At 72.0% G+C, this 26,707-nt stretch carries 22 protein-coding genes; 11 read left to right on the forward strand and 11 right to left on the reverse strand.

Annotation, left to right across the window (positions count from 1 at the left end):
* The first annotated feature begins 2 nt into the window (after window positions 1-2).
* Window positions 3-1,541: a ricin-type beta-trefoil lectin domain protein gene (locus IF00_RS0121905; RefSeq protein WP_030320570.1), complete on the forward strand. Its 1,539-nt coding sequence runs from the start codon at window positions 3-5 to the stop codon at window positions 1,539-1,541.
* Between the two features lie 91 nt (window positions 1,542-1,632).
* Here the strand turns inward: IF00_RS0121905 and IF00_RS0121910 are convergent, their stop codons facing one another.
* The 3 genes from IF00_RS0121910 to IF00_RS0121920 all read right to left on the reverse strand — a co-directional run bounded on the left by IF00_RS0121910 (window position 1,633) and on the right by IF00_RS0121920 (window position 4,884).
* A complete protein-coding gene (locus IF00_RS0121910; RefSeq protein ID WP_030320571.1) occupies window positions 1,633-2,292 on the reverse strand; it encodes a lipoprotein in 660 nt (219 codons plus the stop codon).
* Window positions 2,293-2,411: 119 nt separating this feature from the next.
* A complete protein-coding gene (locus IF00_RS0121915; RefSeq protein WP_030320573.1) occupies window positions 2,412-3,053 on the reverse strand; it encodes an HAD family acid phosphatase in 642 nt (213 codons plus the stop codon).
* Between the two features lie 160 nt (window positions 3,054-3,213).
* On the reverse strand, window positions 3,214-4,884 hold the full coding sequence (locus IF00_RS0121920) for a fumarate hydratase (RefSeq protein WP_030320575.1): 1,671 nt from the start codon (window positions 4,882-4,884) through the stop codon (window positions 3,214-3,216).
* A gap of 424 nt (window positions 4,885-5,308) precedes the next feature.
* Here IF00_RS0121920 and IF00_RS0121925 point away from each other — a divergent pair, with 424 nt between their 5' ends.
* Both IF00_RS0121925 and IF00_RS0121930 read left to right on the forward strand, forming a co-directional pair.
* Window positions 5,309-6,028 carry a DUF1707 SHOCT-like domain-containing protein gene (locus IF00_RS0121925; RefSeq protein WP_030320579.1) on the forward strand — a complete coding sequence of 240 codons (720 nt, stop codon included), beginning with the start codon at window positions 5,309-5,311 and terminating at the stop codon, window positions 6,026-6,028.
* A 225-nt stretch (window positions 6,029-6,253) separates the two neighbouring features.
* Entirely contained in the window at window positions 6,254-6,625 is a 372-nt protein-coding gene (locus IF00_RS0121930) for a WhiB family transcriptional regulator (RefSeq protein ID WP_030320581.1), read from the forward strand.
* 143 nt (window positions 6,626-6,768) lie between these two features.
* On the opposite strand, the gene glpX is transcribed toward IF00_RS0121930, so the two are convergent.
* Window positions 6,769-7,803 carry a class II fructose-bisphosphatase gene (glpX, locus tag IF00_RS0121935; RefSeq protein WP_030320583.1) on the reverse strand — a complete coding sequence of 345 codons (1,035 nt, stop codon included), beginning with the start codon at window positions 7,801-7,803 and terminating at the stop codon, window positions 6,769-6,771.
* A gap of 117 nt (window positions 7,804-7,920) precedes the next feature.
* Here glpX and IF00_RS0121940 point away from each other — a divergent pair, with 117 nt between their 5' ends.
* Complete coding sequence (locus IF00_RS0121940; RefSeq protein ID WP_209439787.1) at window positions 7,921-8,454, forward strand: DUF4245 domain-containing protein; 534 nt, start codon at window positions 7,921-7,923, stop codon at window positions 8,452-8,454.
* A 75-nt stretch (window positions 8,455-8,529) separates the two neighbouring features.
* Here the strand turns inward: IF00_RS0121940 and IF00_RS0121945 are convergent, their stop codons facing one another.
* From IF00_RS0121945 to IF00_RS0121960, 4 genes are all read right to left on the reverse strand, one after another.
* A complete protein-coding gene (locus IF00_RS0121945; RefSeq protein ID WP_030320592.1) occupies window positions 8,530-9,120 on the reverse strand; it encodes a malonic semialdehyde reductase in 591 nt (196 codons plus the stop codon).
* A gap of 208 nt (window positions 9,121-9,328) precedes the next feature.
* On the reverse strand, window positions 9,329-9,604 hold the full coding sequence (locus IF00_RS0121950; RefSeq protein WP_030320594.1) for an exodeoxyribonuclease VII small subunit: 276 nt from the start codon (window positions 9,602-9,604) through the stop codon (window positions 9,329-9,331).
* Between the two features lie 71 nt (window positions 9,605-9,675).
* Window positions 9,676-10,893, reverse strand: coding sequence for an exodeoxyribonuclease VII large subunit (xseA, locus tag IF00_RS0121955; protein WP_030320596.1), 1,218 nt, complete (start codon window positions 10,891-10,893; stop codon window positions 9,676-9,678).
* Between the two features lie 321 nt (window positions 10,894-11,214).
* Window positions 11,215-12,585 (reverse strand): APC family permease, encoded by a 1,371-nt coding sequence (locus IF00_RS0121960; protein ID WP_051820549.1) that lies wholly within the window; start codon window positions 12,583-12,585, stop codon window positions 11,215-11,217.
* 54 nt (window positions 12,586-12,639) lie between these two features.
* Here IF00_RS0121960 and IF00_RS0121965 point away from each other — a divergent pair, with 54 nt between their 5' ends.
* Both IF00_RS0121965 and ppgK read left to right on the forward strand, forming a co-directional pair.
* Window positions 12,640-13,692: a 4-hydroxy-3-methylbut-2-enyl diphosphate reductase gene (locus tag IF00_RS0121965; protein WP_030320600.1), complete on the forward strand. Its 1,053-nt coding sequence runs from the start codon at window positions 12,640-12,642 to the stop codon at window positions 13,690-13,692.
* A 30-nt stretch (window positions 13,693-13,722) separates the two neighbouring features.
* Window positions 13,723-14,466: a polyphosphate--glucose phosphotransferase gene (ppgK, locus tag IF00_RS0121970; RefSeq protein WP_030320601.1), complete on the forward strand. Its 744-nt coding sequence runs from the start codon at window positions 13,723-13,725 to the stop codon at window positions 14,464-14,466.
* Between the two features lie 185 nt (window positions 14,467-14,651).
* Here ppgK and IF00_RS0121975 read toward each other — a convergent pair whose 3' ends face one another.
* The gene (locus IF00_RS0121975; RefSeq protein ID WP_051820570.1) at window positions 14,652-15,188 is read right to left on the reverse strand and encodes a DUF6542 domain-containing protein; all 537 of its coding nucleotides are present in this window, start codon (window positions 15,186-15,188) and stop codon (window positions 14,652-14,654) included.
* A 365-nt stretch (window positions 15,189-15,553) separates the two neighbouring features.
* Between IF00_RS0121975 and ychF the strand changes: the two genes are divergently transcribed.
* The gene (gene ychF / locus IF00_RS0121980) at window positions 15,554-16,642 is read left to right on the forward strand and encodes a redox-regulated ATPase YchF (RefSeq protein WP_030320605.1); all 1,089 of its coding nucleotides are present in this window, start codon (window positions 15,554-15,556) and stop codon (window positions 16,640-16,642) included.
* Window positions 16,643-16,768: 126 nt separating this feature from the next.
* Here ychF and IF00_RS0121985 read toward each other — a convergent pair whose 3' ends face one another.
* Window positions 16,769-20,287 (reverse strand): ATP-binding protein, encoded by a 3,519-nt coding sequence (locus tag IF00_RS0121985; RefSeq protein ID WP_106975858.1) that lies wholly within the window; start codon window positions 20,285-20,287, stop codon window positions 16,769-16,771.
* A gap of 206 nt (window positions 20,288-20,493) precedes the next feature.
* On the opposite strand from IF00_RS0121985, the gene IF00_RS0121990 reads away from it, so the two are divergent.
* The 4 genes from IF00_RS0121990 to IF00_RS0122005 all read left to right on the forward strand — a co-directional run bounded on the left by IF00_RS0121990 (window position 20,494) and on the right by IF00_RS0122005 (window position 25,421).
* Window positions 20,494-20,985: a cupin domain-containing protein gene (locus tag IF00_RS0121990; protein WP_030320608.1), complete on the forward strand. Its 492-nt coding sequence runs from the start codon at window positions 20,494-20,496 to the stop codon at window positions 20,983-20,985.
* A 134-nt stretch (window positions 20,986-21,119) separates the two neighbouring features.
* Complete coding sequence (locus IF00_RS0121995; protein WP_030320610.1) at window positions 21,120-21,590, forward strand: DIP1984 family protein; 471 nt, start codon at window positions 21,120-21,122, stop codon at window positions 21,588-21,590.
* A gap of 291 nt (window positions 21,591-21,881) precedes the next feature.
* A complete protein-coding gene (locus tag IF00_RS0122000) occupies window positions 21,882-24,524 on the forward strand; it encodes an AfsR/SARP family transcriptional regulator (RefSeq protein WP_037638824.1) in 2,643 nt (880 codons plus the stop codon).
* Window positions 24,525-24,662: 138 nt separating this feature from the next.
* Window positions 24,663-25,421, forward strand: a complete 759-nt coding sequence (locus tag IF00_RS0122005) for a DUF4232 domain-containing protein (RefSeq protein WP_030320615.1) — start codon at window positions 24,663-24,665, stop codon at window positions 25,419-25,421.
* A gap of 40 nt (window positions 25,422-25,461) precedes the next feature.
* On the opposite strand, the gene IF00_RS0122010 is transcribed toward IF00_RS0122005, so the two are convergent.
* Entirely contained in the window at window positions 25,462-26,598 is a 1,137-nt protein-coding gene (locus tag IF00_RS0122010) for a threonine synthase (RefSeq protein ID WP_030320616.1), read from the reverse strand.
* Between the last annotated feature and the right edge of the window lie 109 nt (window positions 26,599-26,707).

Raw genomic sequence — 26,707 nt, forward strand, 5'->3', positions numbered from 1 at the left:
CAATGACGCGCACCAGGTACAGACACCGCTGGCCCATCGCCGTCGTCGCCGCGGCCGCCGCCGCGCTCGGCACGATGACCGCGGCCGCCCCCGCCGGAGCGGCCGGCACGGGTACCACCGGCGCCACGGCGGTGACCGCCGCCGTACCGCTCCCGCCCGCCCTCGAGGCGATCCGCGCCGCCGAGGCCACCAAGATCTACGGCAGCCCCGAGGAGCGCCCGCTCGCCCAGCGCAGGACCGGCCTGATCTCGCTCGGCGACAGCGAGATCTCCGGCGAGGGGGTCGGCACCTACGAGCCCCCCACCAACGGTCCCACCAACTGGTGCCACCGCTCGCCCGACGCCGCCATCCACCGCACCGGAATCCCCGCGGACCTCACGTTCAACGTGTCCTGCTCCGGCGCGTACACCGGCAACATCCGGATCGGCGGCTCGAAGCAGTACGCCGACGAACTCGTCCAGAGCGACAACCTGGCCGTCAAGGCGCGCAACACCCGGATCAAGATGATCACACTGGTCGCCGGGGCCAACGACGACCTGCAGTTCGGGCCCGTCATGACCGACTGCGTCCAGCGCTATCTGCTCCTCCAGGGAGCCTGCGAGCCCACGTACGCGGGAGGCTGGCAGGCCCGCGTCGACGCGCTTGTCCCCAAGGTCGAGCAGACCGTCCGCGACCTCAAGACCGTGATGCGCGACGCCGGTTACGCCGACGGCGACTACAAGCTCGTCGTCATGGGCTACCCCAGCCCGATCGGCCCCGACTTCCGCGACAACCCCGGCTTCCCCGGGAAACTGGTCTGCGGCGGACTCGGCTACGACTCCGACACCGTCTGGGGCCGCAACACCGCCGTCCCCGCCTTCGAGCGCGGCATGCGCGCGGCGGCCGCCTCCACCGGAGCCGTCTACCTCGACAACTCGCGTCTCTTCCACGGCCACGAGGTCTGCATGGAGGACGCCTGGGCCCGCGGTCTCTACATCGACCTCTCCAAGCCCGGGACCCCGGACGAGAACTCCGTACGGCAGTCCTTCCACCCCAACGCGCGCGGGCACGCCGCCTTCGCGTCCTGCCTCACCCAGATCTACAACTCGGGCGCGCGTGAGGCCGGTTGCGCCGACGTGAACTCCTCGGGCACGCCGACCCTCTTCCCGCTCGCCTGGGACGACGCCTACAAGCCGCTGAAGAACCAGGCCACCGGCGACTGTCTGGACGTCGACGCGGCCGCCTCGGCCAACGGCACCGCCGTCCTCGGCTGGGACTGCCACGGCGGCCGCAACCAGGGCTGGTGGTACGACTCCACCCGGCGCACCGTCCACACCCAGCTGACCCAGGACCGCTGCCTGGACGTGCCCGCGTCCGGCTATCAGACGGGCAAGGCGCTCGTCCTGTGGAACTGCCACGGCGGTGCCAACCAGAGGTTCGTCCGCGACGGCGCCACGATCCGCCCGGCCGACGCGACCGGTCTCTGCCTCACCCAGAGCGCGGCGAAGCAGCCGATCAGGCTCCAGACCTGCGACGGCTCGGCGAACCAGAGGTTCGCGTAGCCGGCGTCCGTTCCCGCACGACCGTGGCCCCCGTCCGTGATCGGACGGGGGCCACGGCCGTGCCCGGGTGTGGAGACGGGTGCGCGCGGGCTCAGAGTGTCCTGAGCGTGGTCCTGGCCAGCTCGTAGGCCGGGATCATCGCCCGGTGCTCCGCGGTGTCGAGCCCGCCGAGGTGCACGATCACCGCCCCCTCCGGCGTCGAGACGGCGAAGGCGCGCTCCTCCTTCGACTCCTCCGTCAGCTTGTCGAAGACGGTGTACGTCACCTCGGTGACGGGCCCCGAGCCGGACCCGCTCTCCTTGTAGGTGACCTCGGAGGTGTTCCGCTCGGCCTTCACGAACCCTTCGAGGGCCGTCCTGGCCGAGCCCTTCCGGGCCGTCCACACCCGCAGGAAGCCCACGTGCCCGGCCGGCTTGGCGTCGACCTCGCAGCGAACGGTGGCCGGCCCCTGCCGGGTGAGCGCCGCGAACTCCGGGTTCTCGGGGTCCTCGATCGCCTTCGGCGTCCACTTCTCCGCCACCCCGAAGGAGACGGGCAGCACGCAGGCCGTCCCCGGACCGCCGACGGTCTGACGGGACGCGGCGGCCGGCGCCTTCGTGGCGGCCGCGGGCGCCTCCGTCGGGGGCGCCGCCGTGGGCCGTGCGCCCTGCGTGACCCCGGGCAGAGGCTCGACGTCGCCGCAGCCGGCGAGCAGCAGCCCCGCCGCCAGGGTGGCGGCGACCGGGGCCAGGGTCCGTATCGGGGATCTCATGCGCGTCAGCGTAGTGCCGGGCCGCGGACCCGACCCCGGACGGGGACTGTTCGAAGCTGGAGTTCCGGATCGCCGGGTGAGCCGCCCGGACGGAGTCCGGGCCTGCCCGCCCATGGTGTTCAGGACAGCTTGCCGCCGTAGTCCGGGAGCTTGAACGTGCGCTCGGCGTGACCGCCGACCAGGTCGGTCGTGTTGTTGCCGATGTTCGCGATGATCGTGTAGCCCTTGCCCTCGATCTTGGCGCGCTGCGCCGTCTTGTACGCGCCGACCTCGGCGAACAGGTCGGGAAGCGAGCGCACGTACAGCCCGTCGACCGGGTAGCCGGCCTGCTTCAGGTTCCAGTCCGTGAGCGAGTGGATGATCCCCGGGCGGGCGGTGACGAAGAAGACGTCGACCCCGCGGTCATGGGCCTCGCGGACGAGGGTGCGCACCTCGGCGATGGCCGGGGTCGGCAGCTCCCAGAACGGGTGGAAGTCCGTCTCCAGCGAGCTGTTGTCGATGTCGAGGACGATCGCCTGCTTCTCGTCGCCGGCGTTCTCGGAACGCTCCTCGATGTACGGGCGGGCCTGCGCGACCACGGCGGCCACGTCACGGCGCCAGGTCGTGTAGTCGACGTCCTTGAAGGCGGCGGTCGACGTGCTGTGGCTGTCCGGGTCGGAGGCCGAGGCGGTGGGCGCGGGACCGACGACGAGGAAGGCGGTCAGCGCGAGCGTGGCGGTGGTTCCGGCGGCGGCGCGCCTGCGGAAGGGCGTGACGGGCATGGGGGGCTCCTTGGTCGACCAGCTCAGGACTTTGGCATGCTCGCGCTCAATACTGGACAGTAGGCAACGAGATGGCTACCGGTCGGTAGCGACTTTCTGAGCGGACGACGAAGCCCCCCGGTCCCGGAGGACCGAGGGGCGGACGCCGAGCGTCGGGTGATCAGCCGAGACCGGGACCCCGCACCGGGATGTGCGTGAACGTCGGCTCCGGGGCCGGGTTCTGGAAGAAGTCGTTGCCCTTGTCGTCCACCACGATGAACGCCGGGAAGTCCTCGACCTCGATCTTCCAGACCGCCTCCATGCCGAGCTCCTCGTACTCGACGACCTCGACCTTCTTGATGCAGTCCTGCGCGAGCCGCGCCGCCGGGCCGCCGATCGAGCCGAGGTAGAAGCCGCCGTGGCTGCCACAGGCGTTCGTGACCTGCTGCGAGCGGTTGCCCTTGGCCAGCATGACCTTCGAGCCGCCCGCCGCCTGGAACTGCTCCACGTACGAGTCCATGCGGCCGGCCGTCGTCGGACCGAAGGAACCGGAGGCGTACCCCTCGGGGGTCTTCGCCGGGCCCGCGTAGTAGACCGGGTGGTCCTTCAGGTACTGCGGCATCTCCTCGCCCGCGTCCAGGCGCTCCTTGATCTTGGCGTGCGCGATGTCGCGCGCCACGACGAGCGGGCCGTTGAGGGAGAGGCGGGTCTTGACCGGGTACCTGGTCAGCTCGGCGAGGATGTCGTCCATCGGCTGGTTCAGGTCGATGGTGACGACGTCGCTCTCCTCGGAGAGGTGCTCGTCCGTCGTGTCCGGCAGGAAGCGCGCCGGGTCCGTCTCCAGCTGCTCCAGGAAGACGCCCTCGGCGGTGATCTTCGCGACGGCCTGACGGTCGGCCGAGCAGGAGACGGCGATCGCGACGGGCAGCGAGGCGCCGTGGCGGGGGAGGCGGACGACGCGGACGTCGTGGCAGAAGTACTTGCCGCCGAACTGCGCGCCGATGCCGATCTTCTGCGTCAGCTCGAAGACCTTCTCCTCCAGCTCCTTGTCGCGGAAGCCGTGGCCGGTCTCGGCCGAGCCCTCGGTGGGCAGCTCGTCCAGGTAGTGCGCGGAGGCGTACTTCGCGGTCTTGAGCGCGAACTCGGCGGACGTGCCGCCGACGACGATCGCCAGGTGGTACGGCGGGCAGGCGGCCGTGCCGAGCGAGCGGATCTTCTCCTCCAGGAACTTCATCATGCTCGCCTCGTTGAGGACGGCCTTCGTCTCCTGGTAGAGGAAGGACTTGTTGGCGGAGCCGCCGCCCTTGGCCATGAAGAGGAACTTGTACGCGCCGCCGTCGGTCGCGTACAGCTCGATCTGCGCGGGCAGGTTCGAGCCGGTGTTCTTCTCCTCCCACATGGTCACCGGGGCCATCTGCGAGTACCGCAGGTTGAGCTTGGTGTAGGCGTCGTAGACGCCCTTGGACAGGGCCTCCTCGTCGCGGCCGGAGGTCAGCACGTTCTGGCCGCGCTTGCCCATGACGATCGCGGTGCCCGTGTCCTGGCACATCGGCAGGACGCCGGCGGCGGCGATGTTCGCGTTCTTGAGGAGGTCGAGCGCGACGAACTTGTCGTTCGACGAGGCCTCGGGGTCGTCGATGATCCGGCGCAGCTGGGCCAGGTGGGCCGGACGCAGGAAGTGCTGGATGTCGTGGATCGCCTCGGCGGCCAGCGTGCGCAGCGCCTCCGGCTCGACCTTGAGGAACGTACGGCCGTCGGCCTCGAAGGTGGAGACACCTTCGGAGGTCACCAGGCGGTAGGGCGTGGTGTCCTCTCCCAGGGGGAGCAGATCGGAGTACGCAAACTCTGGCATGGGGGCCATTCCTCACTCGGCAAGACGGCGCACCGCCTCCGTTGGCAGTGCGCCCTCCAGCGTAGAACGCGGGCCGGGGCGTGGTCCTGTGAGGTAAGGCTCACTTGGGGCCGGGACCGTGCCGGAGTGGCGTGTTTCCGCGGGGCCGGCTCGGTCCCGGGGGGTGGCCGGTGCCGGGGTCCGGTCGGTCTCCGGGGGCGGCCGGTGCCGGGATCAGGTCGGCCTCCGGGCGTGGCCGCCACGGGGGCGGGGCGACCCCGGCCGGGCGGGCGGCCCGGCGGCGCGGTCGACGGCGGCGGCGCGGGCGGCCCCGGTCGGGGCGTGGCTCCGGCCCGCCGTTTCAGCCTCCCGGTTCGAGACGTTGTCCACAGGCCACGGCCCCGCCCCCTGGTCGCGATCTATCGCGTTTCGCTAGGCTGGCGACGTGGACCTCGAAAAGAAGCCCGAACCCGAAAAGCAGCCGGAGCCGCAGCGGCAGGCCGCACCCGCCGAGCCCGCACCCGCGGAGGCCGTCTTCGCCGACCCGCAGGGCTCGTTGCGGGCCTCGGACGCGGACCGGGACCGGATCGCGGACATCCTCAGGGACGCCCTGGCCGAGGGGCGGATCGACGCCGAGGAGCACTCGGACCGGATCGACTCGGTGTACCGGGCGAAGACCGTCGGCGAGCTGGAGCCGATCGTCCGCGACCTGCCGGGCGCCCGGACGCGCCAGGAGCCCGCGCCGGACTACGGGTACGGCCCGGAGGACGCCGACGGGCCCCCGGCCAATCTCGTCGCGATCTTCTCCAGCACCACCCGCAAGGGGCGGTGGCGGGTGAGCCGCCGGACGAACGCGTTCGCGCTCTTCGGGAACATCGAGATCGACCTGACCGAGGCGATCTTCGCGCAGCGGCTGACCACCATCAACGCCACGTCGATCTTCGGCAACGTGGAGGTCCGGGTCCCGGAGAACATCAGCCTGCGGGGCAACGGCAGCGGGATCTTCGGAAACTTCGAGGTCGTGACCCTTGAGGGCGTCGACCCGCAGGCCCCGGTCGTCGTCATCAACGGCTACTCGGTCTTCGGGAACGTCGAGGCGAGACCCAAGCGCGGCAAGTGGATCACCGACCTCCAGGACCGGATGCGCAAGCATCTCGGCCATTGACACGGCGATGCGCGAGACGGCGTGACGTGAGGGGCACGGCGCTCCGAAGGCCGGGTCCGACGGCCGGCTCCGACTCGCCGCTCTGACCGGCGGCTCGGGGGTGACCGGAATTCGCCCTCGGGTATCCGCAGTGCGGAACGACGCGGCACGCAGTGCATAGGCGCGCGCACAGCGGGTAGGGCTGGTGCATCGCCGCCCTCGCGAAGCCGTCGTCAGGAGTAGACCGTGCTGCAACTGCCGCATCAGCCCCTCCAGGTCGCCGCCGTGCCCCCTCAGCGCGCCCCTGCACGGGAGGACGAGGCCGGTCCTTGGCACGCGGAGGCGGTGTGCCGCCGGGACGAGGCCGGACTGTTCTTCGCCCCCTCCAAGGAGCCGACCGCCGCGCGGCTCGCGCGTGAGGCGGCGGCCAAGCGGGTCTGCGGCCGCTGTCCCGTGATGGTCGAGTGCCGGGAGCACGCGCTCCTGCAGCCCGAGCCGTACGGGGTGTGGGGCGGGCTCACCGCGGCGGAGCGCCGTGTCGCCCTGGCCCGCCGCCGGCGGCGCGAGGTGGAGCTGCGGAAGGCGGCCGCGACCGACCGTATCGCCCAGGCGGGCTGACGGAGACGCACAGCCTTCGCGGCTGACGGGAGCGCGGCCACCGTCGTCGTTCCGTACGGGAAGGGGCGCCCCCACCGCACATGGGGGCGCCCCTCTTCGTACCGCTTCGAGGTGAAGCGTCGATGCCTCTCCGGCCGTCGCGACTACTTCGCGCGGTCGAAGTCGATCTTGCTGTACGCGCGCAGCTTCGAGAGCCGGTGCGTGGAGTCGATCTGGCGGATCGTGCCGGACTTCGAGCGCATGACGAGCGACTGCGTGGTCGCCGTCTCGGCGCGGTAGCGCACCCCGCGGAGCAGCTCGCCGTCGGTGATGCCGGTCGCGACGAAGAACACGTTGTCGCCGCCGACCAGGTCGTTCGTGGAGAGCACCCGGTCCAGGTCGTGGCCCGCGTCGAGGGCCTTCTGGCGCTCGGCCTCGTCCTTCGGCCACAGCTTGCCCTGGATCACGCCGCCGAGGCACTTGATGGCGCAGGCGGAGATGATGCCCTCGGGGGTGCCGCCGACGCCCATGAGCATGTCGACGCCGGTGCCCTCGCGGACGGCCATGATCGAACCGGCGACGTCGCCGTCCGAGATGAACTTGATGCGGGCGCCGGTCTCGCGGATCTCCTTGACGATGCCCTCGTGACGGGGGCGGTCCAGGATGACGACCGTGATGTCCTCGGGGGAGGAGTTCTTCGCCTTGGCGACCCGGCGGATGTTGACCGAGACGGGGGCGTTGATGTCGACGAAGTCGGCGGCCTCGGGGCCGGTGACCAGCTTGTCCATGTAGAAGACCGCGGACGGGTCGAACATGGTGCCGCGGTCGGCGGCGGCCAGGACGGCGATCGCGTTCGGCATGCCCTTGGCGTTCAGCGTGGTGCCGTCGATCGGGTCGACGGCGATGTCGACCTCGGCGCCGGTGCCGTCGCCGACCCGCTCGCCGTTGAAGAGCATGGGCGCTTCGTCCTTCTCGCCCTCGCCGATGACGACCACGCCGTTCATCGAGACGGTCGAGATCAGGGTGCGCATGGCGTTGACCGCCGCGCCGTCCGCGCCGATCTTGTCGCCGCGGCCGACCCAGCGGCCGGCGGCCATGGCGGCGGCCTCGGTGACGCGGACCAGCTCAAGGGCGAGGTTGCGGTCGGGAGCCTCGGGGGAAACCACGAGCTCGGGCGGCAGATTCTGCTGCTCGGTCATCGGAACGCACCTTTCTGTACGGCGACGGCCGGTTAAGGGAGGGTGCTGTGACTCTATCGGTACGTCGACAAAATGAGCAGAGGGGCCCACGTATGAGCACGGACCCTGGATGCGACCATGGTGCGCGTGGCAGGTATGCGAGGCAGGCAGACGGTACGCGGGATGTTCCAGTCCCTCGGGGTGATCTTGGTCGCCGCGGGAGTGATGTATCTCTTCATTCCGCATGATGAGAGCGCCGAACCGGTCAAGGCTAAGGACTACCGGGTCGAGCTCCTGACGGCTCAGCGGGCGGCACCGTATCCGGTGCTGGCCCCCGAGGGCCTCGGCGAGGGCTGGAAGGCGACGGTCGTCTCGTACAAGCGCGAGAACGCCGACGCCTGGCAGCTCGGTTTCCTCTCGCCGGACACCCAGTACGTGGCGATCCACCAGTCGACGGCGGCGCCGAAGTCCTTCGTTCCGGACGTCACCCAGCGGGCGAAGAACACCGGGAGGACCGAGACGGTGGCGGGCCGGGTCTGGCAGCGCTGGGAGGGCCCGAAGTACGACGCGCTCGTCCGGGTGGACGGCGGGGCGACGACGGTGGTGACCGGCACGGCGTCCTTCGAGCGGCTCACCGAGATGGCGGGCTCGCTTCAGTCGAAGAAGGCCTGAGCCGGAGAGAACGCGAAGAAGGCCCCGCACTCGTGGAGTGCGGGGCCTTCCCGTGTCATCGCCGCGTCACCGGACTCAGACGGTGGTGACGACCTCGTCGAAGGAGAGGCGCGGGGAGCGCGGGAACCAGGCGTCCTCGCCCGGCTTGCCGATGTTGACGACCATCAGCGGGGTGTGGTCGTCGTCCAGGAACTCCTTCTGGACGCCGGCGAAGTCCAGGCCGGTCATCGGGCCGGCGGCCAGGCCGGCGGCGCGGACGCCCACGATGAAGTACGCGGCCTGGAGGGCGGCGTTCAGGACGGCGGACTGCTCGCGGACCGGACGCTCGGCGAAGAACATGTCCTTGGCCTGGGGGAAGTGCGGAAGCAGGGCCGGGAGCTCCTCGTGGAACTCGTTGTCGGCCGAGAGGATCGCGACGAGCGGGGCGGCGGCGGTCTTGGGCCGGTTGCCCTCGGCCATGTGCTTGACCAGGCGCTCGCGGGCCTCGGGGGAGCGGACCAGGGTGATGCGCAGCGGGGTCTGGTTGAAGGCGGTCGGGCCGTACTTCACCAGGTCGTAGATCGCCTGGACCTGCTCGTCGGTCACCGGCTCGTCGGTGAACGTGTTGGCGGTGCGGGCCTCGCGGAAAAGGAGATCCTGAGCGGCGGCGTCAAGGGCGAGAGACATGCTGCGTACCTTCCGGACTGCACAAGGGGATCGCTCGTAGGGGGTTCAAGCGATGTCCTCGACAGTACGCCCATGATTGGTGAAAGTTCAACTAATCCATCCGGATAGTGATCCGCTTCACTCGCAGTCTACGCCGTGCCGATGAGCCGCCACAGGCCGGCGGCGACGGCGGCCCGTGCGGGGGCGCGGCCGGCCCGTGTCGGGGCGGCTACTCGTCCCCGTCGCCGCCCGAGGCGCGCTCGGCCTCCTCCGCCGCACGTTCGGCCGCGAGGGAGGCGTCCAGCCGGGCCCTCGCCCCTTCGAGGCGGCGCCGGCAGACCTTCGCCAGCTCCTCACCGCGCTCCCAGAGCGCCAGGGACTCCTCCAGGGACGTTCCGCCCGCTTCGAGCCGCCGTACGACCTCGATGAGCTCGTCCCGCGCCTGCTCGTACCCGAGCGCCGCCTCGTCCGTGCCCGATCCCGCCGTACCCGTTCCCGCTGCCATGTGCCGCTCCACCCTCCGTAACCGGTTCCCTTGCGTCCTGCGTGGTCCTGCGTCGTTCTGCGCGGTCCTGCTCAGGCCGGGTCGGCCACGCGCCGCACCGCGAACTCGCCCTCCGCGACCCGGGCCCGCAGCTCCTCGTCCGCCGCGACCTCCTCGGGGGAGCGGACCACCGAGCCGTCGGCCCGCTGGAGCACCGCGTACCCCCGCTCCATCGTCGCGGCGGGCGACAGCGCCCGGACCCGCGCCTGGGTGTGCGACAGCTCGGAGTCCGCGCGGTCCAGGAGGTGCCCGAGGACCCGACGGCTGCGCGCGAGCAACGCGACGAGCTCGTCCTCACGGACCTCGACCATGCGCTGCGGATGCTCCATGACGGGCCTGGCGAGCGTGTGGGCGAGACCGCGCTCCTCCCGGTCGAGCAGCCCGCGTACGGTCCGCAGGGCCCGGTCCCGCAGCCCGCGCACCCGGTCCAGCTCCTCGCCGACGTCCGGGACGACCTTCTTGGCCGCGTCCGTCGGGGTCGAGGCGCGCAGATCGGCCACGAGGTCGAGGAGGGGCGAGTCGGGTTCGTGGCCGATGGCCGAGACCACCGGCGTACGGCACTCGGCGACGGCCCGGACGAGCTGCTCGTCCGAGAACGGCAGCAGGTCCTCGACGCTGCCGCCGCCCCGGGCGACGATGATCACGTCGACGTCCTCGTGGGAGTCGAGCTCCTTGACGGCCTGGACGACCTGGGGGACGGCCTTCACGCCCTGCACCGCCACGTTCCGCACCTCGAAGGCGACGGCGGGCCAGCGGCGCCGCGCGTTCTCCAGGACGTCCCGCTCCGCCGCGGAGGCGCGGCCGCAGACCAGGCCGATGCGGTGCGGCAGGAAGGGCAGCGGCTTCTTCCGGTCGAGGGCGAAGAGCCCCTCGGAGGCCAGGCTCCGCTTCAGCTGTTCGAGACGGGCGAGCAGCTCGCCGATCCCGACGGGCTTGATCTCCACCGCCCGGAGGGACAGCTGGCCGCGCGGCGCGTACCACTCGGGCTTGGCGCGCACGACGACCCGGGCACCCTCCGACACGACGTCCGCGACGGCGTCGAAGACCTGGCGGTAGCAGGTGACGCCGATGGAGATGTCGTACGAGGGATCCCGCAGCGTCAGGAAGACGACCCCGGCGCCGGGGCGCCGGGACAGCTGTGTGATCTGCCCCTCGACCCAGATCGCCCCGAGCCGGTCGATCCACCCCCCGATCAGACGGGAGACCTCACCGACGGGAAGCGGTGCTTCGGCGGACGTAGTCAGAGCCATGGACCGAGCGTAACCGCGCGGTACGACAACGTCAGGGGCACGCGCACGCACGGCCCCGGCGCCGGACGCGGGCACGCCGCCCCCGCGACCACCGCCCCGCGCGCGCGTACGCCCGCCCAGGCATCGGCCGCGCGCGTACGCCTGTGCGTGCCCCTCAGCGCCGGCCGCGCGCAGGCCCGCCCGAGCGTCGGCGGTGCGCGTAGGCCCCCATGCGTCGGCTGGACGCGTACGCCCCCCGGCGCCGGCCGCGCGCGTACGCCCGCCCCGAGGCGCCCCGGTCTGGCCCCCGCCCTCGCCCCCGCGCGCGAGGTGCACGCACGCTCAGCGTCGCGCCGGTGTTCTCGTCGCGCCCTGCACCGCCAGGACGATCAGGCCCACGCCCAGCCACACCACGCCCACCACCTGCGCCGCCACCGAGGCCTCCACGATGACCGCGATCAGGATCGCGGCGCCGACCACGGGCAGGACGACGTGCTTCAGCCAGTGCGGCGGCCCCTCCGCCCTCTGTACCGCGAACCAGCCGACCACGCTCGCGTGCAGCAGGACGAAGGCCGTCAGGGCGCCCACGTCCACGACCGACACCAGGTGGTCGAGGCCGTCGTCCCGCCGGGCCGCCCACACCGCCGCGATCATCGTCACCGTCGCCGACACCAGGAGCGCCACCCGCGGCACGCCCCCGTCCGTCCGGGCGAGCACGTGCGGCAGGCGCCGGTCGCGGCCCATCGCGAAGAGGAGACGGCCACCGGCCGCCTGCCCCGCGAGCGCGGCGAAGGCCGCGCCGATCGCCTTCGAGACGGCCACGAGGTCGTGCAGCCAGCCGCCGACCGCGCTCTCGACGGCGTCGTAGAAGGCCGACCCCTGCCTCCCCGGGTCGGCCGCGAGCTCGGCCGAGGAGACCGGTTCGAGCAGCGCGACCAGCCACGTCTGCGCGATGAACAGGACACCCGCGAGGGCGAGGCAGAAGAGCAGCGCCCGCGCCACCTTCGCCGAGCCGCCCGTGACCTCCTCCGCGAAGGAGGCGATCGCGTCGAAGCCCAGGTAGGACAGGACGGCCACGGACACCGCGCCGATGACGGCGGCGAGCGAGAACGAGCCGTCCCCGGCGAGCGGCGACCACCAGTCGCGCCGTGCCCCGTCCTGTGCGAGTGCCACGATCGCGGAGACGACGAAGACGAGCAGCACGACGATCTCCATCGCGAGCACCGCGAAGCCGACCCGGGCCGCCGCCCGTACGCCCCAGAGGTTGAGCAGGGTCGTCAGGACGACGGCGATCCCGGTCCACACCCATCGGTCGACCTCCGGGACCAGCGCCTCCATGGCGATGCCCGCGAAGAGATAGGCGACCGCGGGGATCAGCAGGTAGTCGAGCATCGCCATCCAGCCGGCGATGAACCCCGGCCCGTCGCCGAGGCCCTTGCGCGCGTACGTGAAGACGGAGCCGGCCTGCGGCGCGACCCGCACCATCTGCGCGTAGCTGAAGGCCGTGAACGCCATGGCGACCGTGGCCACGACGTACACGAGTGCGACCGCGCCGCCGGACTTCGCGTCGAGCGTGCCGAAGACGCCGACGGGCGCCATGGGGGCGATGAAGAGGAGCCCGTAGACGACCAGGTCCCGGAACCCGAGGTTCCGGCGAAGTCCCGTGTGTTCCGCGTCTTCCCCGTGCGCCGCCACCTGCGATTCCTCGGCCATGGCCACAGTTTCGGCCACGGCACCGATCAAACCGCTCACCGACGCGGCCTTACGATGGGACGCATGACTGCAACGCCCGCGTCGACGCCCGATTCCGCCTCCGCGACGAACCGCCCGAAGCGTGTCCTGCTCGCCGCTCCCCGCGGCTACTGCGCGGGCGTGGACCGTGCCGTGATCGCGGTGGAGAAGGCCCTGGAGCAGTACGGGGCCCCGATCTACGTCCGGCACGAGATCGTCCACAACAAGTACGTCGTCCAGACCCTGGAGCGGAAGGGCGCCATCTTCGTCGATCAGGCGACCGAGGTGCCGCCGGGCAACATCGTGATGTTCTCCGCGCACGGCGTCGCCCCGACCGTCCACGAGGAGGCCCGCCAGGGCCGCCTCGCGACCATCGACGCCACCTGCCCGCTGGTCACCAAGGTCCACAAGGAAGCCGTCCGCTTCGCCAACGACGACTTCGACATCCTCCTCATCGGCCACGAGGGCCACGAGGAGGTCATCGGCACCTCCGGCGAGGCCCCCGATCACATCCAGCTGGTCGACGGTCCCGGCGACGTCCCCAAGATCGAGGTCCGCGACCCGTCCCGCGTCGTCTGGCTCTCGCAGACCACGCTCTCGGTCGACGAGACGATGGAGACGGTCGACGCGCTGAAGGAGAAGTTCCCGCAGCTGATCTCCCCGCCGTCCGACGACATCTGCTACGCCACGCAGAACCGCCAGATCGCGATCAAGGAGCTGGCCGGCCAGGCCGAGCTCGTCATCGTCGTCGGCTCGAAGAACTCCTCGAACTCGATCCGCATGGTCGAGGTCGCCAAGCAGGCCGGCGTCCCCGCCGCGTACCTGGTCGACTTCGCGAGCGAGATCGACGAGGCCTGGCTGGAGGGCGTCACCAGCGTAGGCCTCTCCTCCGGCGCCTCCGTCCCGGACATCCTCGTGCAGGAGGTCCTGGAGTGGCTCTCCGAGCGCGGTTACGCCGACGTGGAGATCGTCAAGACGGCCGACGAGTCCCTCACCTTCTCGCTGCCGAAGGAGCTCCGCAACAAGGACCTGCGGGCCGTCGCCGAGAAGCTCGGCGCGGGCGAGCCCGCCCCGTCCGCCAAGGAGTAACTCGGCACCCCAGCCCGTACCGTGGATTCCATGAACGTCTTCGGAGTGGACATCGGCGGCTCGGGCATCAAGGGCGCCCCCGTGGACCTGGAGCGCGGAGCGCTCACCGAGGAGCGCCACAAGGTACTGACCCCGCAGCCCGCCACACCCGACGGTGTGGCGGGCTGCGTCGCGGAGGTCGTGGCGCACTTCGGCTGGACGGGACCGGTGGGGGTGACCTTCCCGGGAGTGGTGACCGGCTCGACCATCCGTACGGCGGCCAACGTCGACAAATCATGGGTGGGCGTGGACGCGGGCACCCTGCTGAGCGACCGCATGGGCGGCCTCCCGGTGACCGTCCTGAACGACGCCGACGCGGCCGGGGTCGCCGAGATGACCTTCGGCGCGGGCCGCGGCCGCAAAGGCACCGTGATCATGCTGACCCTCGGCACGGGCATCGGCTCGGCCCTCTTCGTCGACGGCCGCCTCGTCCCGAACACGGAACTGGGCCACCTGGAGCTCAAGGGCCACGACGCGGAGACCAGGGCGTCGACGAAGGCCAAGGAGGACGAGGACCTCAGCTGGGAACACTGGGCGACGCGTCGCGTGCGGAAGTACCTCGCGCACGTGGAGATGCTGTTCTCGCCGGAGCTGTTCATCATCGGCGGCGGAGTGAGCCGGAAAGCGGACAAGTTCCTGCCGCTCATCGAGGGCATCAGGGCGGAGATCGTCCCGGCGGAACTCCAGAACAACGCGGGGATCGTGGGGGCGGGGATGGCTGCGGGGGCGGCGTAGGCCCCTGCGCGCGCCGGCGGGCCGGCCTACACGTCCACGGGTACGTGTCCAGGTGTCCACGGGCCGTGTTCAGGTGTACGTGTCCCACGGGGCCCTGCCCACGGGCCGTGTCCACGTCGGCCCCAGGCGACGCGACCGTGTCCACCTCGGCCCAGGAGACGCGACGGCCCAGGCGACCGGGCGGCCTAGGCGACCGGACGGCGACGAGGGGTCCGGCCCGACGCGGGACCCCTCCCACCGGCCCCGGGCGCCTCACCGGAGGAGGCGCCGGCGGGCGCACCGGCCGAGGCGCTCGCGGCCGCCGCGGCGGTACGGACGAGGTGCTGGCGCCGCCCCATCTCCCGCACCTTCCGGACGCTCGCGATCAGTCCGGCGACGAGGGTCCCGCCGTACAGCCAGCCGGCGTGCACGGCGAGGGCGGTCACGACGGCCATGGCCTGGCCGCCGAAGCCGCCCGTGCCGCCCGCGATGGGGACGACGCCCACGGCGAAGGCGATGGGTACGCCGATGGGGGCGGTGACGAGGTCAGCCGCACGGACCCAGAGCGCGGTCAGGGCGCTGACCGGCAGGAACAGCAGTCCGTAGACGACGGGGGAGCCGTCGAGGAGCAGCCGGTCGAGGAAGCCGAGCGTCAGCATGACGGCGGAGGCGAAGAGCCCGGCGCCGAGCCCGGTGAGGCGGGGCTGGGGGAGGCGCCGCAGCGCCAGGACGAGGGGCGGCACGGGCCGTCCCGTCGGCTTCCCGGCCGCCGCTCCGGGAACCCCGGCACGCTGGACGCGGGGGACGCCGGGGCCACGCCGGGTCCGGCCGGTCACGCGGTACACGGCCGCGCCCTCCACGAGCGCGGGGGGCGGGGTGACGGGCGGCGTGACGGGGGTCTGCGGCCGTCGGCGGCCTTGCGGCTGACTTGTCCTGTGCTGCTCCACTCCACCAACGTAGGTCGGGAAGGGGCGGGAACCGGGTCCGGGACACGCCCTTTGGGTGACCTTGCCCCCGAGAACGACCGAAGGTCGGCGTCACTGGCCGGTTCGGCCCGCCCGTAAACTGGGGGATCGGCCCCCCGTCCACACTTCAGGAAGTCGCCACCGTGTCGCTCACGATCGGAATCGTCGGTCTGCCGAATGTCGGCAAGTCGACCCTGTTCAACGCCCTGACCAAGAACGACGTGCTGGCGGCCAACTACCCGTTCGCCACGATCGAGCCCAACGTCGGAGTCGTCGGTGTCCCCGACGCCCGCCTGACCAAGCTCGCGGAGATCTTCTCCTCGCAGCGGATCCTCCCGGCGACGGTCGACTTCGTCGACATCGCGGGCATCGTGCGCGGCGCGAGCGAGGGCGAGGGCCTCGGCAACAAGTTCCTGGCCAACATCCGCGAGTCGGATGCGATCTGCCAGGTCATCCGCGCCTTCAAGGACGAGAACGTCGTCCACGTCGACGGCAAGGTCTCGCCGAAGGACGACATCGAGACGATCAACACGGAGCTGATCCTCGCGGACCTCCAGACGATCGAGAAGGTCCTGCCGCGCCTCCAGAAGGAGATGCGGATCAAGAAGGACACGGCGCCTAAGGTCGCCGCGGTCGAGGCCGCGCAGGCGATCCTGGAGAAGGGCGACACCCTCTTCTCGCAGGGCATCGTGCAGGGCTCGGAGAAGGCCGAGCTCCTCCACGACCTGCACCTCCTCACCACCAAGCCGTTCCTCTACGTCTTCAACGTGGACGAGGACGAGCTGACGGACGACGCGTTCAAGGCCGAGCAGAGCGCGCTGGTCGCCCCGGCCGAGGCGATCTTCCTGAACGCGAAGCTGGAGCAGGACCTGGCGGAGCTGGACGAGGAGGACGCCATGGAGCTCCTCCAGTCCGTCGGCGCCGAGGAGCCGGGCCTGGCGACCCTCGCCCGCGTGGGCTTCGCGACCCTGGGCCTCCAGACCTACCTGACGGCCGGCCCCAAGGAATCCCGCGCCTGGACGATCAAGCAGGGCGCGACGGCCCCCGAGGCGGCCGGTGTGATCCACACCGACTTCCAGAAGGGCTTCATCAAGGCCGAGGTCATCTCCTTCGCCGACCTCGTGGAAACCGGCTCGGTGGCCGACGCCCGCGCGGCCGGCAAGGCCCGCATGGAGGGCAAGGAGTACGTCATGCAGGACGGCGACGTGGTGGAGTTCCGCTTCAACGTCTGACGGGGTGGCATGACGCCACCGCGCTGATCCGGCGAGCATGCCGGTCGGCCGGGCCGGGGTCCGACTCTTCGGGGTCGGACCCCGGCCTTCTGTCTCGTGCGGGCAGGGACGCTGTGCCCCCGGGGCCTAGCGAACGGTGGCGTCGGTGGCGGCGAGTGCCGAGGAGGCGATCTGCTGGGCGAAGGCCGCGACCGCCGTCTTGTCCAGGTGGCCGAGCACGTCGACGAGTTGCTCCTCCCAGTCGGGGCGGAAGTCGTACGCGAGCAGGTGGCCTTCCCGGTGGGTGCCCGGTCTGACGGCGAGCAGGGCGTCCACATCGGGGGCCGGGAACACCGCGGGGGTGCGGAAGACGTTCCGCTCCTCGGCGTCCAGGGGGAAGCCGCGCTGGCCGAGCACCAGGGCCGGGTCCACCAGGCGACCGGCCTCCTCGCACCAGAGGGTCACATGGCCCTGCACCTCGCCGGCCCGTGTGACGGTCGGCGGGACCTGCCAGCCCGGCAGGTCGAGGGGCACGCCGTCGCGGCTCACCTCCAGCGTCGTCGGGATCATGCGGCTCGTGAGGCCCATGGAGCGCAGCGCCGCGGTGACCGCCAGTGCGAGGAACGCGGGTGACGGCGCCTCCTGCCCACCGAGGTGGTAGGCGGTCGCGCCGAGCAGGGCGTACAGCGGGCGGGCGTCCGGCGGCGCCGCGCGGGCCCAGGCGACGGTGGTCTGCCAGGGGAACGCGGAGATCGGATACGTTCCTCCGCCGTTCGGCGTCGCCGTCGGAGTGCGCGCAGGGCCGTCCGCGTCCGCCCGGTCGGTGGGGTCGTCCTCGGACTCCTGCCCCTCCGTCGCGAGGAACGAGCGAGCGGTGAACGCGAGCGGAACGTGGCCCTGCCCCGCCGCCTCGAACATGTCCAGGCTCTCGCGCATGAGGGCGCGGCACAGGTCGGGGTCCCCGCCCGGATGCCCCAGCCGATGCCGGGTCCAGGCCAGTACCGCCTGCCGCTGCCGGACGTGGGCCAGGACATCCGGCCCCGCTTCGGTGTGTGCCTTCAGCAGGATCTCGGCCCGGTCGAGCAAGGACTCCGCGGCGTGCAGGATCCAGGCGTCGGTGGGCAGCCCCTTCTCCAGCCTGTGGAGGCTGCCGACCATGAGGCCGTGGGCCGCGTCCACCATCTGGTCCGCGTGGTGGCGCATGATCGTCACGGCTGCCTGAGCGGCGGGCTCGGGGATGCTCGCGGTGACGGCGAGCGCCTCCTCCAGCAGGCCCGTGGACGCCTTCACGATGGCGTCCAGGAAAAGCAGCTCCGCGTGTGGCTCCTCCTCGGTGTCCACGAGACCCTTGGCCAGATCGATCACCAGGGCCGCGTCGTCCCAGTTCTTGATCCACACGAGTGTCTGCGCCTGCTCCAGCCGGATCTTCAGGGCGACCGGCGGAGCCACCTCCTCACGCCGCAGCACCGCCTCGACCCTCATGGAGGCGCGGGCGATGTCGGCGAAGCGGTCCGTCGCCACGGCCGCCCTCATCTCGGCGGCGTGCGCCAGCAGCAGATGCTCCACGCCCTCCGCGTCGAGCGCGTCCATGCCTTCCAGCAGGGTCCGGGCCGTCCGTGCCGCCTCCGCGGCCTCGTCGAACCGCAGCTGATTCTGCAGGCACTGGGCGAGCGAGGTCGTCGTCGCCGCCCGCCGGTACACCGGATCGTCCATGGATTCCCCGTCGGCTTCCTCCACGACCGCCAACGCCGCCCGCAGCAAGGCCTCGCTCCGCGCCAGGTCACCGTGGACGTTCGAGATGGCTCCCGCGACGTTGGCGAGCAGGGCGACGGTGTTGCCGTCCGCGTGACCGCTGTCGCGCAGGTGGTGCGCGACGTGCACCGCGTGCTCGATCAGTGTCGCCGCCTCGGCCCACCGGCTCCGCTTCTGGCAGTCGACCAGCTGCTCCACCAGCTCGTACTGGAAGCGCCCGCGCATCAGGGTGGCGGCGTCGCTGTCCATCAGGGCTCGGACGACCTCCTGGACGAGGCGGTGGATCGTCAGCATGCCGTCCTGGGGAGCGACCAGGGAGAAGCGGCGCAGTTCCGCCACGGCTCCGTAGACGGCGGAGCCGGCCGGGAGGTCGAGGGCGACGAGATGCAGCGGGATGAAGTCGGGTGCGAGCAGGGCGCAGCGAGCGAGCAACTCGGCGGCGAGCTGCTGTTCCGAGGCGTCGGGCGAGTCCAGCGCCTGCGCGATCACCCTGCCCACGCTGAGGGTCACCGCCGCCGTCAGCGTGACACCCTCCCCGTAGTCGAGCGGTACGAAGCCGGGGTTGTCGAGCAACCGGGCCCGGCAGTCGGCGAGTTCCGTCAGATAGACGTCGACCGGGCACTGGGTCGCCGCGATGTAGCCGATGGCCTGGGCGATGCCGAGCGGGATCCGCTCCACCGCTTCGACCAGGGCGGACACCTCGGTCTCGGCGACGCGTGGCAGTCTCTCCACCGCCCAGGCGGTGGCCTCGTCCTCCGTCATCCGGTCCACGACCAGTCCGCCGTCCGCCGCCGCCCAGGCCGAGTCGCGGGTGGTGACCAGCACATGGGCGCCTTCGCAGGCCGGGAGGAGGCCTTGCAGCTGTTCCCGGTCCGCGACGTTGTCGAAGACGAGCAGGAGGCGGGTGCCCAGGGGCGCGAGTCGGCGGCCGACCTGGGCGATGATCTCCGCCTCGGTGGCCGGCTCGGCCGCCTCCTGGCGCTCCTCGGTGACCAGCCGCCGGTACGCGGCGATCACGTTCTCCCGGGTGTCGGAGGGGATCCACCAGGCGAACTCGTACGCGCCCCGGTTCCGGTGGGCGTACAGCCTGGCGATGCTCGACTTGCCGATGCCGCCGAGTCCTGACACCACCACGCGGACGGTCCCCGTGTCGGGTTCTCCGGCGAACCGCTCCCGCAGCGCGTCCAGTTCCTTCTCCCGGCCGCGCAGACCCGTGGCCGAGGGGACGTCACGGAAGAGGGCGCGCCTCGGCCCCGGCGGGACGCCCGCTCCGGTTCCGGGTGCGGTGCGGTGCCCGCCCAGGAGCCCCGGGAGCTCGTCGAGCCGTACCGTCCGCCGATCGAGTCGGCGCTCCCCGGACCACTGGAACATCTTCACGAACAACGCGTCGACGGTGCCGTCGATCTCGGCCGCGGCCAGGGCGGTGGGAGAGAGCCGCAGCAGCTCCAACCGGGCTTCGTTCAGGATCTGTTCCCACGGGCCGGTGCGGGTGTTGATCTCCAGCCGGCGCATGAGCGGGTGGTCCTCGGCCGTCAGCGTGATCGAGGTCCCCAGGGCCTCGCACTCGGTGAGCCACTGCTCCGGGTCCGTCACGGCGCGGGCCCGTTCCGCCGCGTCGCGGACGGCCTGCCCCGAGGTGTGCACGGGGCCGTCCGAGAGGAACCGCAGCACCGCCGTACCGTCGGGGTCGGCCTTGCCCCACCGGCGGGCGAGCCGCACCAGCTCCGGCCCCGACCACGAGCGGGGCTCGACGCGGGTCTTCGCCTGGGCGAGCAGGAGCGGCCGCCCCCGGCTGTCTCGCACCTCGAAGTCGATGGCCTCGTCGGCGCCCTCCACGCGGAAGGTCTCCGCCTCCGGGTACTGATCCGGGGTACGGATCAACTGCAGAATGGCGCACGCGGTCTGGAAGCCCATACCCCGCGCCGTGTCGACTCCACCCAATGTCCTGACCCCCTCCGTGACCGAGCTGTTCCAGCATGCCGGATGCCACTGACAGTCACCCGTCCGTTGCTCGAAGCGGCCGAGGGCTTCGCGGCCGGGGCCGGAATACGCCGGTCGGGGCGTGGTTGACCAAGACGGGCACTGTCACGCCAGGCAGGCCGTCGACCAAGGGGGATCCGATGTCGTACCCGGAGTATCCGGAGCAGGTCTACCACCGTGAGGAGGGCGAGGTCAGTGCGGTCCTCCGGACCGTGGACGCCCCGCCCGAGTTCGGGGTCGCGGGCGGGGACGCGATTCACTACCTGGCCACCAAGGCCTCCACACAAGGGGAGTTCGGGCTCTACCGGGTGGAGATGAGTGCCGGGGCGGGCGGGCCCAGGACGCATTTCCACAAGACGATCTCGGAGTCGTTCTTCGTGCTCGACGGGACGGTGCGGCTGTTCGACGGCGAGGACTGGGTCGACGCGAGGAAGGGCGATTTCCTGTACGTGCCGCAGGGCGGGCTGCACGCCTTCCGCAACGACTCGGACGCACCCGCCGAGATGCTGATGATCTTCGCCCCGGGCGCCCCGCGCGAGGAGTACTTCGAGGGCCTGGCGGCGATGGCGGACGCGACCGACGAGGAGCGGGCGGAGTTCTTCGTCCGCCACGACTCCTACTTCGTGGAGTAGATACGGAGCCGCTGTCGGCCACGACTCCTCTTTCGTGGAGCGGGGGCGGAGCCGCCGCGTCGGCACCGGCCGGCCGGGGTGTCCGCCGACGGGCATAATCTCAGCCGGAATCGTCGTGGTGGAGGTGCGGGGTCTTGAAGCTTGCCGAGGCGCTGGTGTTGCGGGCGGATGCCGCGCGGCGGGTCGAGCAGTTGCGGGCGCGGGTGGTCGGCAGCGCTCGGTATCAGGAGGGGGAGGAGCCCGCCGAGGACGCCGCCGCCCTGCTGGCCGAGACCGGCGAGGTCCTGGCGGAGCTCGAGGGCCTGATCCGGCGGATCAACCGCACCAACGCCCAGGCCGTCGTCGAGGGCGGGGGCACGCTCACCGACGCGCTGGCGCGGCGCGATGTGCTGCGGCTGCGGCACGCCGTCGTCACGTCGGCCGCCGATGCCGCTGCCGGGCGGGACCAGCAGGGCATGGTGCGGAAGCTGCGGTCCGAGCTGAAGATGGTGTCGGCGCTTCCCGTGGCGTCGCTGCGGGCGCAGGCCGATGTGCTGGCGCGGGATATCCGTGAGGTCGACGTGCTGATCCAGCGGTCGAACTGGGAGGTCGATCTGCTGGACTGAGTCAGTCGCTCGACGTGGAGCAGGTAGTCGTCCCGAAGGCGTGCACAAGCCGTGACCGGCGGTCGATCCGGTCATCTTGGTGCGTGGGGAGCAGCGCGGGGTTCGATTCCCCTTTCACACAGCCGCTCAGCACAGCGCACAGGTAACGGTGCACAACGCACAGTTCATCACCATGTGCAGATTCGGACGACGAGGGCGGGATCGGGGATCTCCACGTCGTTTTCGACTCCTCCACTGCACGTATCCTCGACTGCTGGGGAAATGGGGGAGACGGATCGCGGAGGTGTACTGGTGGAGTTCCGGCTGCTCGGCTCCGTTGCGCTGGTGACGGAGGACGGGGACGTAGCCCTGGGGCCCGCCAAACGGTCCAGTCTTCTCGTCATGCTGCTGCTGCGGCCCAACAGCGCGGTGAACGTCGGTCAGCTGATCGACGCGCTCTGGGAGGAGGAGCCGCCCACCCACGCCAAGACCGTGCTGCAGGGGCACGTCTCGCGGCTGCGGGCGCTGCTCGCCGAGCACGGGGCGGAGGCCTACGGGGTCGAGCTGGCCACGCAGGGTTCGGCGTACGTGCTGCGGATGCCGGAGTCCCTGGTGGACGCGCACCGCTTCGAGGAGCTCGTGGCGCTCGCCGGGGTGCAGCGGCGCCCCGCCGACGCGGTACGGATGCTGCGGGAGGCCCTGTCGTACTGGCAGGGGCCCGCGCTCACCGGGACCGTGCACAGCCGGCCGCTCGAGGCCGCCGCCGGGGGTCTCGAGGAGCTGCGGCTCGCCTCCGTCGAGTCCCTCGCGGAGGCGTACGGGGCGCTCGGCGAGCATGCCAGGGCCGCCGCCGTCCTGCGTACCGAGGCCGTCGCGCACCCGCTGCGGGAGTCCCTCGCGGCCGCGCTGATGCTGGCCCTGGGCCGTTCGGGCCGGCAGTCGGACGCGATCGACTGGTACCACCGCACCCGGCGGCTGCTCGCCGAGGAGCTGGGCGTCGACCCCGGCGAGACCCTCAGCGAGGCGTACGCGACGCTGCTCCGCTCCGCCGAGCCCGTGACCGTGTCCCGGCCCGTCGCTCCCGTCACGGTCCCGGCGCCGGAGGGGCTGCCGCGCGCACCGCGCGGATTCACCGGGCGCGGCACCGAACTCGCCGCCCTCGACCGGGCCGTACGGGGCGGCGAAGGACCCGTCTGCCTGGTCACCGGGCCCGCCGGCGTCGGCAAGACGGCTTTCGCCGTGCACTGGGCGTACGAGCGCCGCGCCGACTTCCCCGACGGGCGGCTCTTCGCCGACCTGCGCGGCTTCAGCAGCACCCCGGCGCCCGAGACCGCCGGCGTCCTCCGCGAGTTCCTCCTCGCGCTGGGCGTGCAGCCGCAGCGGATCCCGGAGGCCGTCGAGGCGCGCGGCGCCCTGTTCCGCTCCCTGACCGCCGGCCGCCGACTGCTCGTCGTCCTCGACAACGCCCGCTCCTCCGAGCAGGTCAGGCCCCTGCTGCCCGGCGGCGACTGCACCACCCTGGTCACGAGCCGCGACCGGCTCGGCGGTCTCATCGCCTCCGACGCGGCCCGGCCGGTGCCGCTCGGCCATCTCCCCCCGGCCGCTTCCACCGCGCTGCTCACCACCGTCCTCGGCGAGACGCGCGTCGCCGCCGAACCCGCCGCCGCCGCCCGGCTCGCCGGACTCTGCGACGGCCTGCCGCTCGCCCTGCGCGTGACGGCCGCCCGGCTCGCCGAGCGCCCGCGGTGGACCCTCGACGCGATGGTCGGCGAACTCGCCGACGAACAGAACCGGCTCATGCTCCTCGACGTCGAGGACCGGGGCGTCTCGGCCGCGTTGCACCTCACCGTGCAGCAGCTGCCCGACTCGGCGGCCCGGCTGTTCCGCGCGATCGGCCTGCACACCGGCTCCGACCTGGACCGGTTCGCGGCCGGCGCGCTCGTCGGCACGTCCCCGGTGCAGGCCTCCGCCGACCTGGACCGGCTGGCCGCCGCCCATCTGCTCACCGAGCCCGTCCCCGGCCGCTGGATGCCGCACGACCTGGTACGGCTCTACGCCCGCCACCTCGCCGAGGACGCCGACCCCGAGGGTCTGCGGCGCCTCTTCGACCACTACCTGTACACGGGGCTCGCGGCCGACGCGGCGGCCGAGCCGGGCTCCCAGCCCTGCTACTCGCTGCCCGCCGACGCCCGCCGGCCCGCCGCGACCCTGGAGTTCGAGGACCGTACGGCGGCCCTCGACTGGTACGTCGCCGAGCGCGCCGCGCTGGAGGGCGCCGTCACCGCCGCGGCCGCCCTGGGCCTGCACGACCGGGCCTGGCGGCTCGCCCTGGTGCAGTGGCCACTGATGCTCATGCGGATCGGGGACGGCTGGACGCCGCTCCTGGAGGCCGGACTCGCCTCGGCCGAGCACGTGGGCGACTTCGACGCGCAGTCGCGGACCAGGGCGCTGCTCGGCTGGATCCTGCACGAGGAGGGCCGGGACGCCGAGGCCCTCGTCCATCTGGAGAAGGCGCCCGGCCTGGCCGCCCGGGCCGGGGACACGATCAGCGAGGCGATCGCGTACGTCAACTACGCCGCCGTCCTGGACGCGACCGGGGAGCACGAGCGGGCCGGGCTGCTCATGGTGCACGCCGTATCGCTCGCCGACCGAACGGGCCATCCGTCCACCCAGGTGCTCACGCTCCATCACCTGGCGGGGCGCTGCATGAGGGAGGGGGACTACGAGGCGGCGCTCGCGCACACACTTCGCGCCGGGGAACTCGTCGCGCCCGACGCGGTGGTCGTCCAGGCCCAGCTGCAGATCGTCAAGGGCGAGGCGCTGGCCGGCATCGGCCGCGTCGCAGAGGCCGCCGACCAGCTGGAACGCGCGATCGCGGCATCCGACGCGGCCGGTTTCACCGAGGGGTCGGTGCGGGCGGCAGCGGGGCTCTCCCGGCTGTCAGCGGATCGTTAGCGGTACGCAAGCGGGACGGCAGCGCCGGGCCGGAAGCTGGATACAGCACCGAGTACACGCAGTACCCGGAGCCCATACGCCGGGGCGGTCGCCCCGGGTATCCGCACCGATCCGAACGCTTCACGGGGGAGAACCACCATGCGCACCCACCACAAGTCCACCGTCCTGGCCGCGGCCGCCATCGCCGCCCTCTCGCTCGGCCTGACGGCCTGCGGCGGCGACACGGACACCGGCGCGAAGGACGCGGGCAGCGCGAGCTCCTCCCAGTCGGCCGCGGGCGCCACCGACAAGGGAACGGGCGCCGCCGCGGGCACCGCCGACCAGACCGCCGCGAAGAGCGGCTCCGGCTCCGCCGGCGGGTCGACGGCGACCGGTGGTTCGACGGCGACCGGCGGCACGTCCGGCGGCAGCGGTACGAAGGGGTCCACGACGGGATCCTCGACCGGCGGCAAGACCTCCGCCACGGCGCCCGCCTGTGCCTACGGCGACATCAAGGTCACGGCGGCGAAGGCCGACGAGGTCCCGACCGAGCACATCGTCCTCACCGCCACCAACACCTCCGGCAAGGCCTGCACCCTGCTCGAGTACCCGCTGATCGCCTTCGGTCCGATCCAGACCGCCAAGGACGTCCCGGCCGTCGCGAAGAGCAAGCCGGCCACCCCGGTCGTCCTGAAGCCCGGCGCGCCCGCGTACGCGAACGTGCGCGTCGCGCTCGGCGGCGTCCACGAGGACAACGAGGTCGTGAAGAGCTTCAACGTGAACCTCTTCGCCGCCGACGGCCCGGCCGAGGGCAGCATCGTCGTCAAGGCCCCCGCGGGCGGCCTGGCCGTCGACGGGGCCGCCGCGAAGACGGGCTACTGGACGGAGCAGCTGCGCAACGGCGCCGACGAGTTCTGAGCGGCTTCGCCCCGGACGCCCGCCCCGCCGCTCCGGAGGGTCACCGCGCCAGGCCGGTCTTCGCCCCCGCACCGCACAGCGGTACGACGGTGAGCCCGGGCCTCGGCGCGGCTGCCCGGACCGCCGCCCAGCAGGCCACGCCGGTGGACTCCACGAAGAGGCCCCGACGGGACAACTCCAGCTGAGCAGTGCGGATCTGGTCCTCCGACACCGTCAGGAACGTGCCGCCCGTCGCCCGAACCGCCCGCAGGATCTGGTGGGCGCGGGGCGGCGCCGGGATCGCGATGCCCTCGGCGAGGGTGGGGCGGACGGGGACGGCCTCACCCAGCTCCTCCGCGCCCGCGTGGAAGGCCGCTGCCAGCGGGGAGACGGCCTCCGCCTGGACGGCGACGAGGGCGGGGCGGTTGTCCGTGAGTCCATGGCGGTGCAGTTCGTCGAGCGCGAGGGCGGCCCCGAGGAGCAGGGTGCCGTTGCCGACGGGGACGACGATCGTGTCCGGGAGACGGCCGCCGAGCTCCTCCCACAGCTCGTAGACGTAGGTCTTGGTGCCGTGCAGGAAGTACGGGTTGTAGACGTGCGAGGCGTAGAAGGTGCCCGGCTCGTCGGCGGCCGCCCGCGCGGCGCGTGCCGTGGCCTCGCGGTCGCCGGGGACCTCGACGACCCGGGCCCCGTGCGCCCGGATCTGTTCCAGCTTCTTGGGTGAGGTGCCCTTGGGGACGTACACGAGGCCGTCGAGCCCGGCCCGCGCGCCGTAGGCGGCGATCGCCGTGCCCGCGTTCCCGCTGCTGTCGGCGACGACCCGGCGGAGGCTGCCGTTCCGTGCGAGGCGGAGGGCGTGGGCGGCGAGCATCACCGCGCCCCGGTCCTTGAAGGACAGGGTCGGCATGAGGAAGTCGAGTTTGGCGGAAACCGATCCCTGCTCCCCTTCCTCCAGGGGAACGAGGGGCGTTCGGCCCTCCCCGAGCGTCACGTCGGGCGCGCATGGCATCGGCGGCAGCGCCTCCTCGTAACGCCACAACGAATTTCGCCGTGACGCGAGTGACGGGAGTGAAACCGGACCACCGGCGAACTCCAGGTCCCAGGGGCCGCGGCACTTCGGACAACACCAGGTGAGGGTGTCCGTGGGCGAGTGAACCTGGCAGCGGCGGCAGACGTAGGAGGTCATGAAGATCAGCATGTCAGCTGTGTGGCGCGGGTGTTGCGGGCTGTCGATAGCCCTTGTGAGATTCCTATGGATCAGTCAATCTTTCGCTCGGCAGCCGGATGTACGAGGCGGCGTGGAGCCA

The sequence above is a fragment of the Streptomyces flavochromogenes genome (assembly GCF_000717595.1).
Classification (GTDB): Bacteria; Actinomycetota; Actinomycetes; order Streptomycetales; family Streptomycetaceae; genus Streptomyces; species Streptomyces flavochromogenes.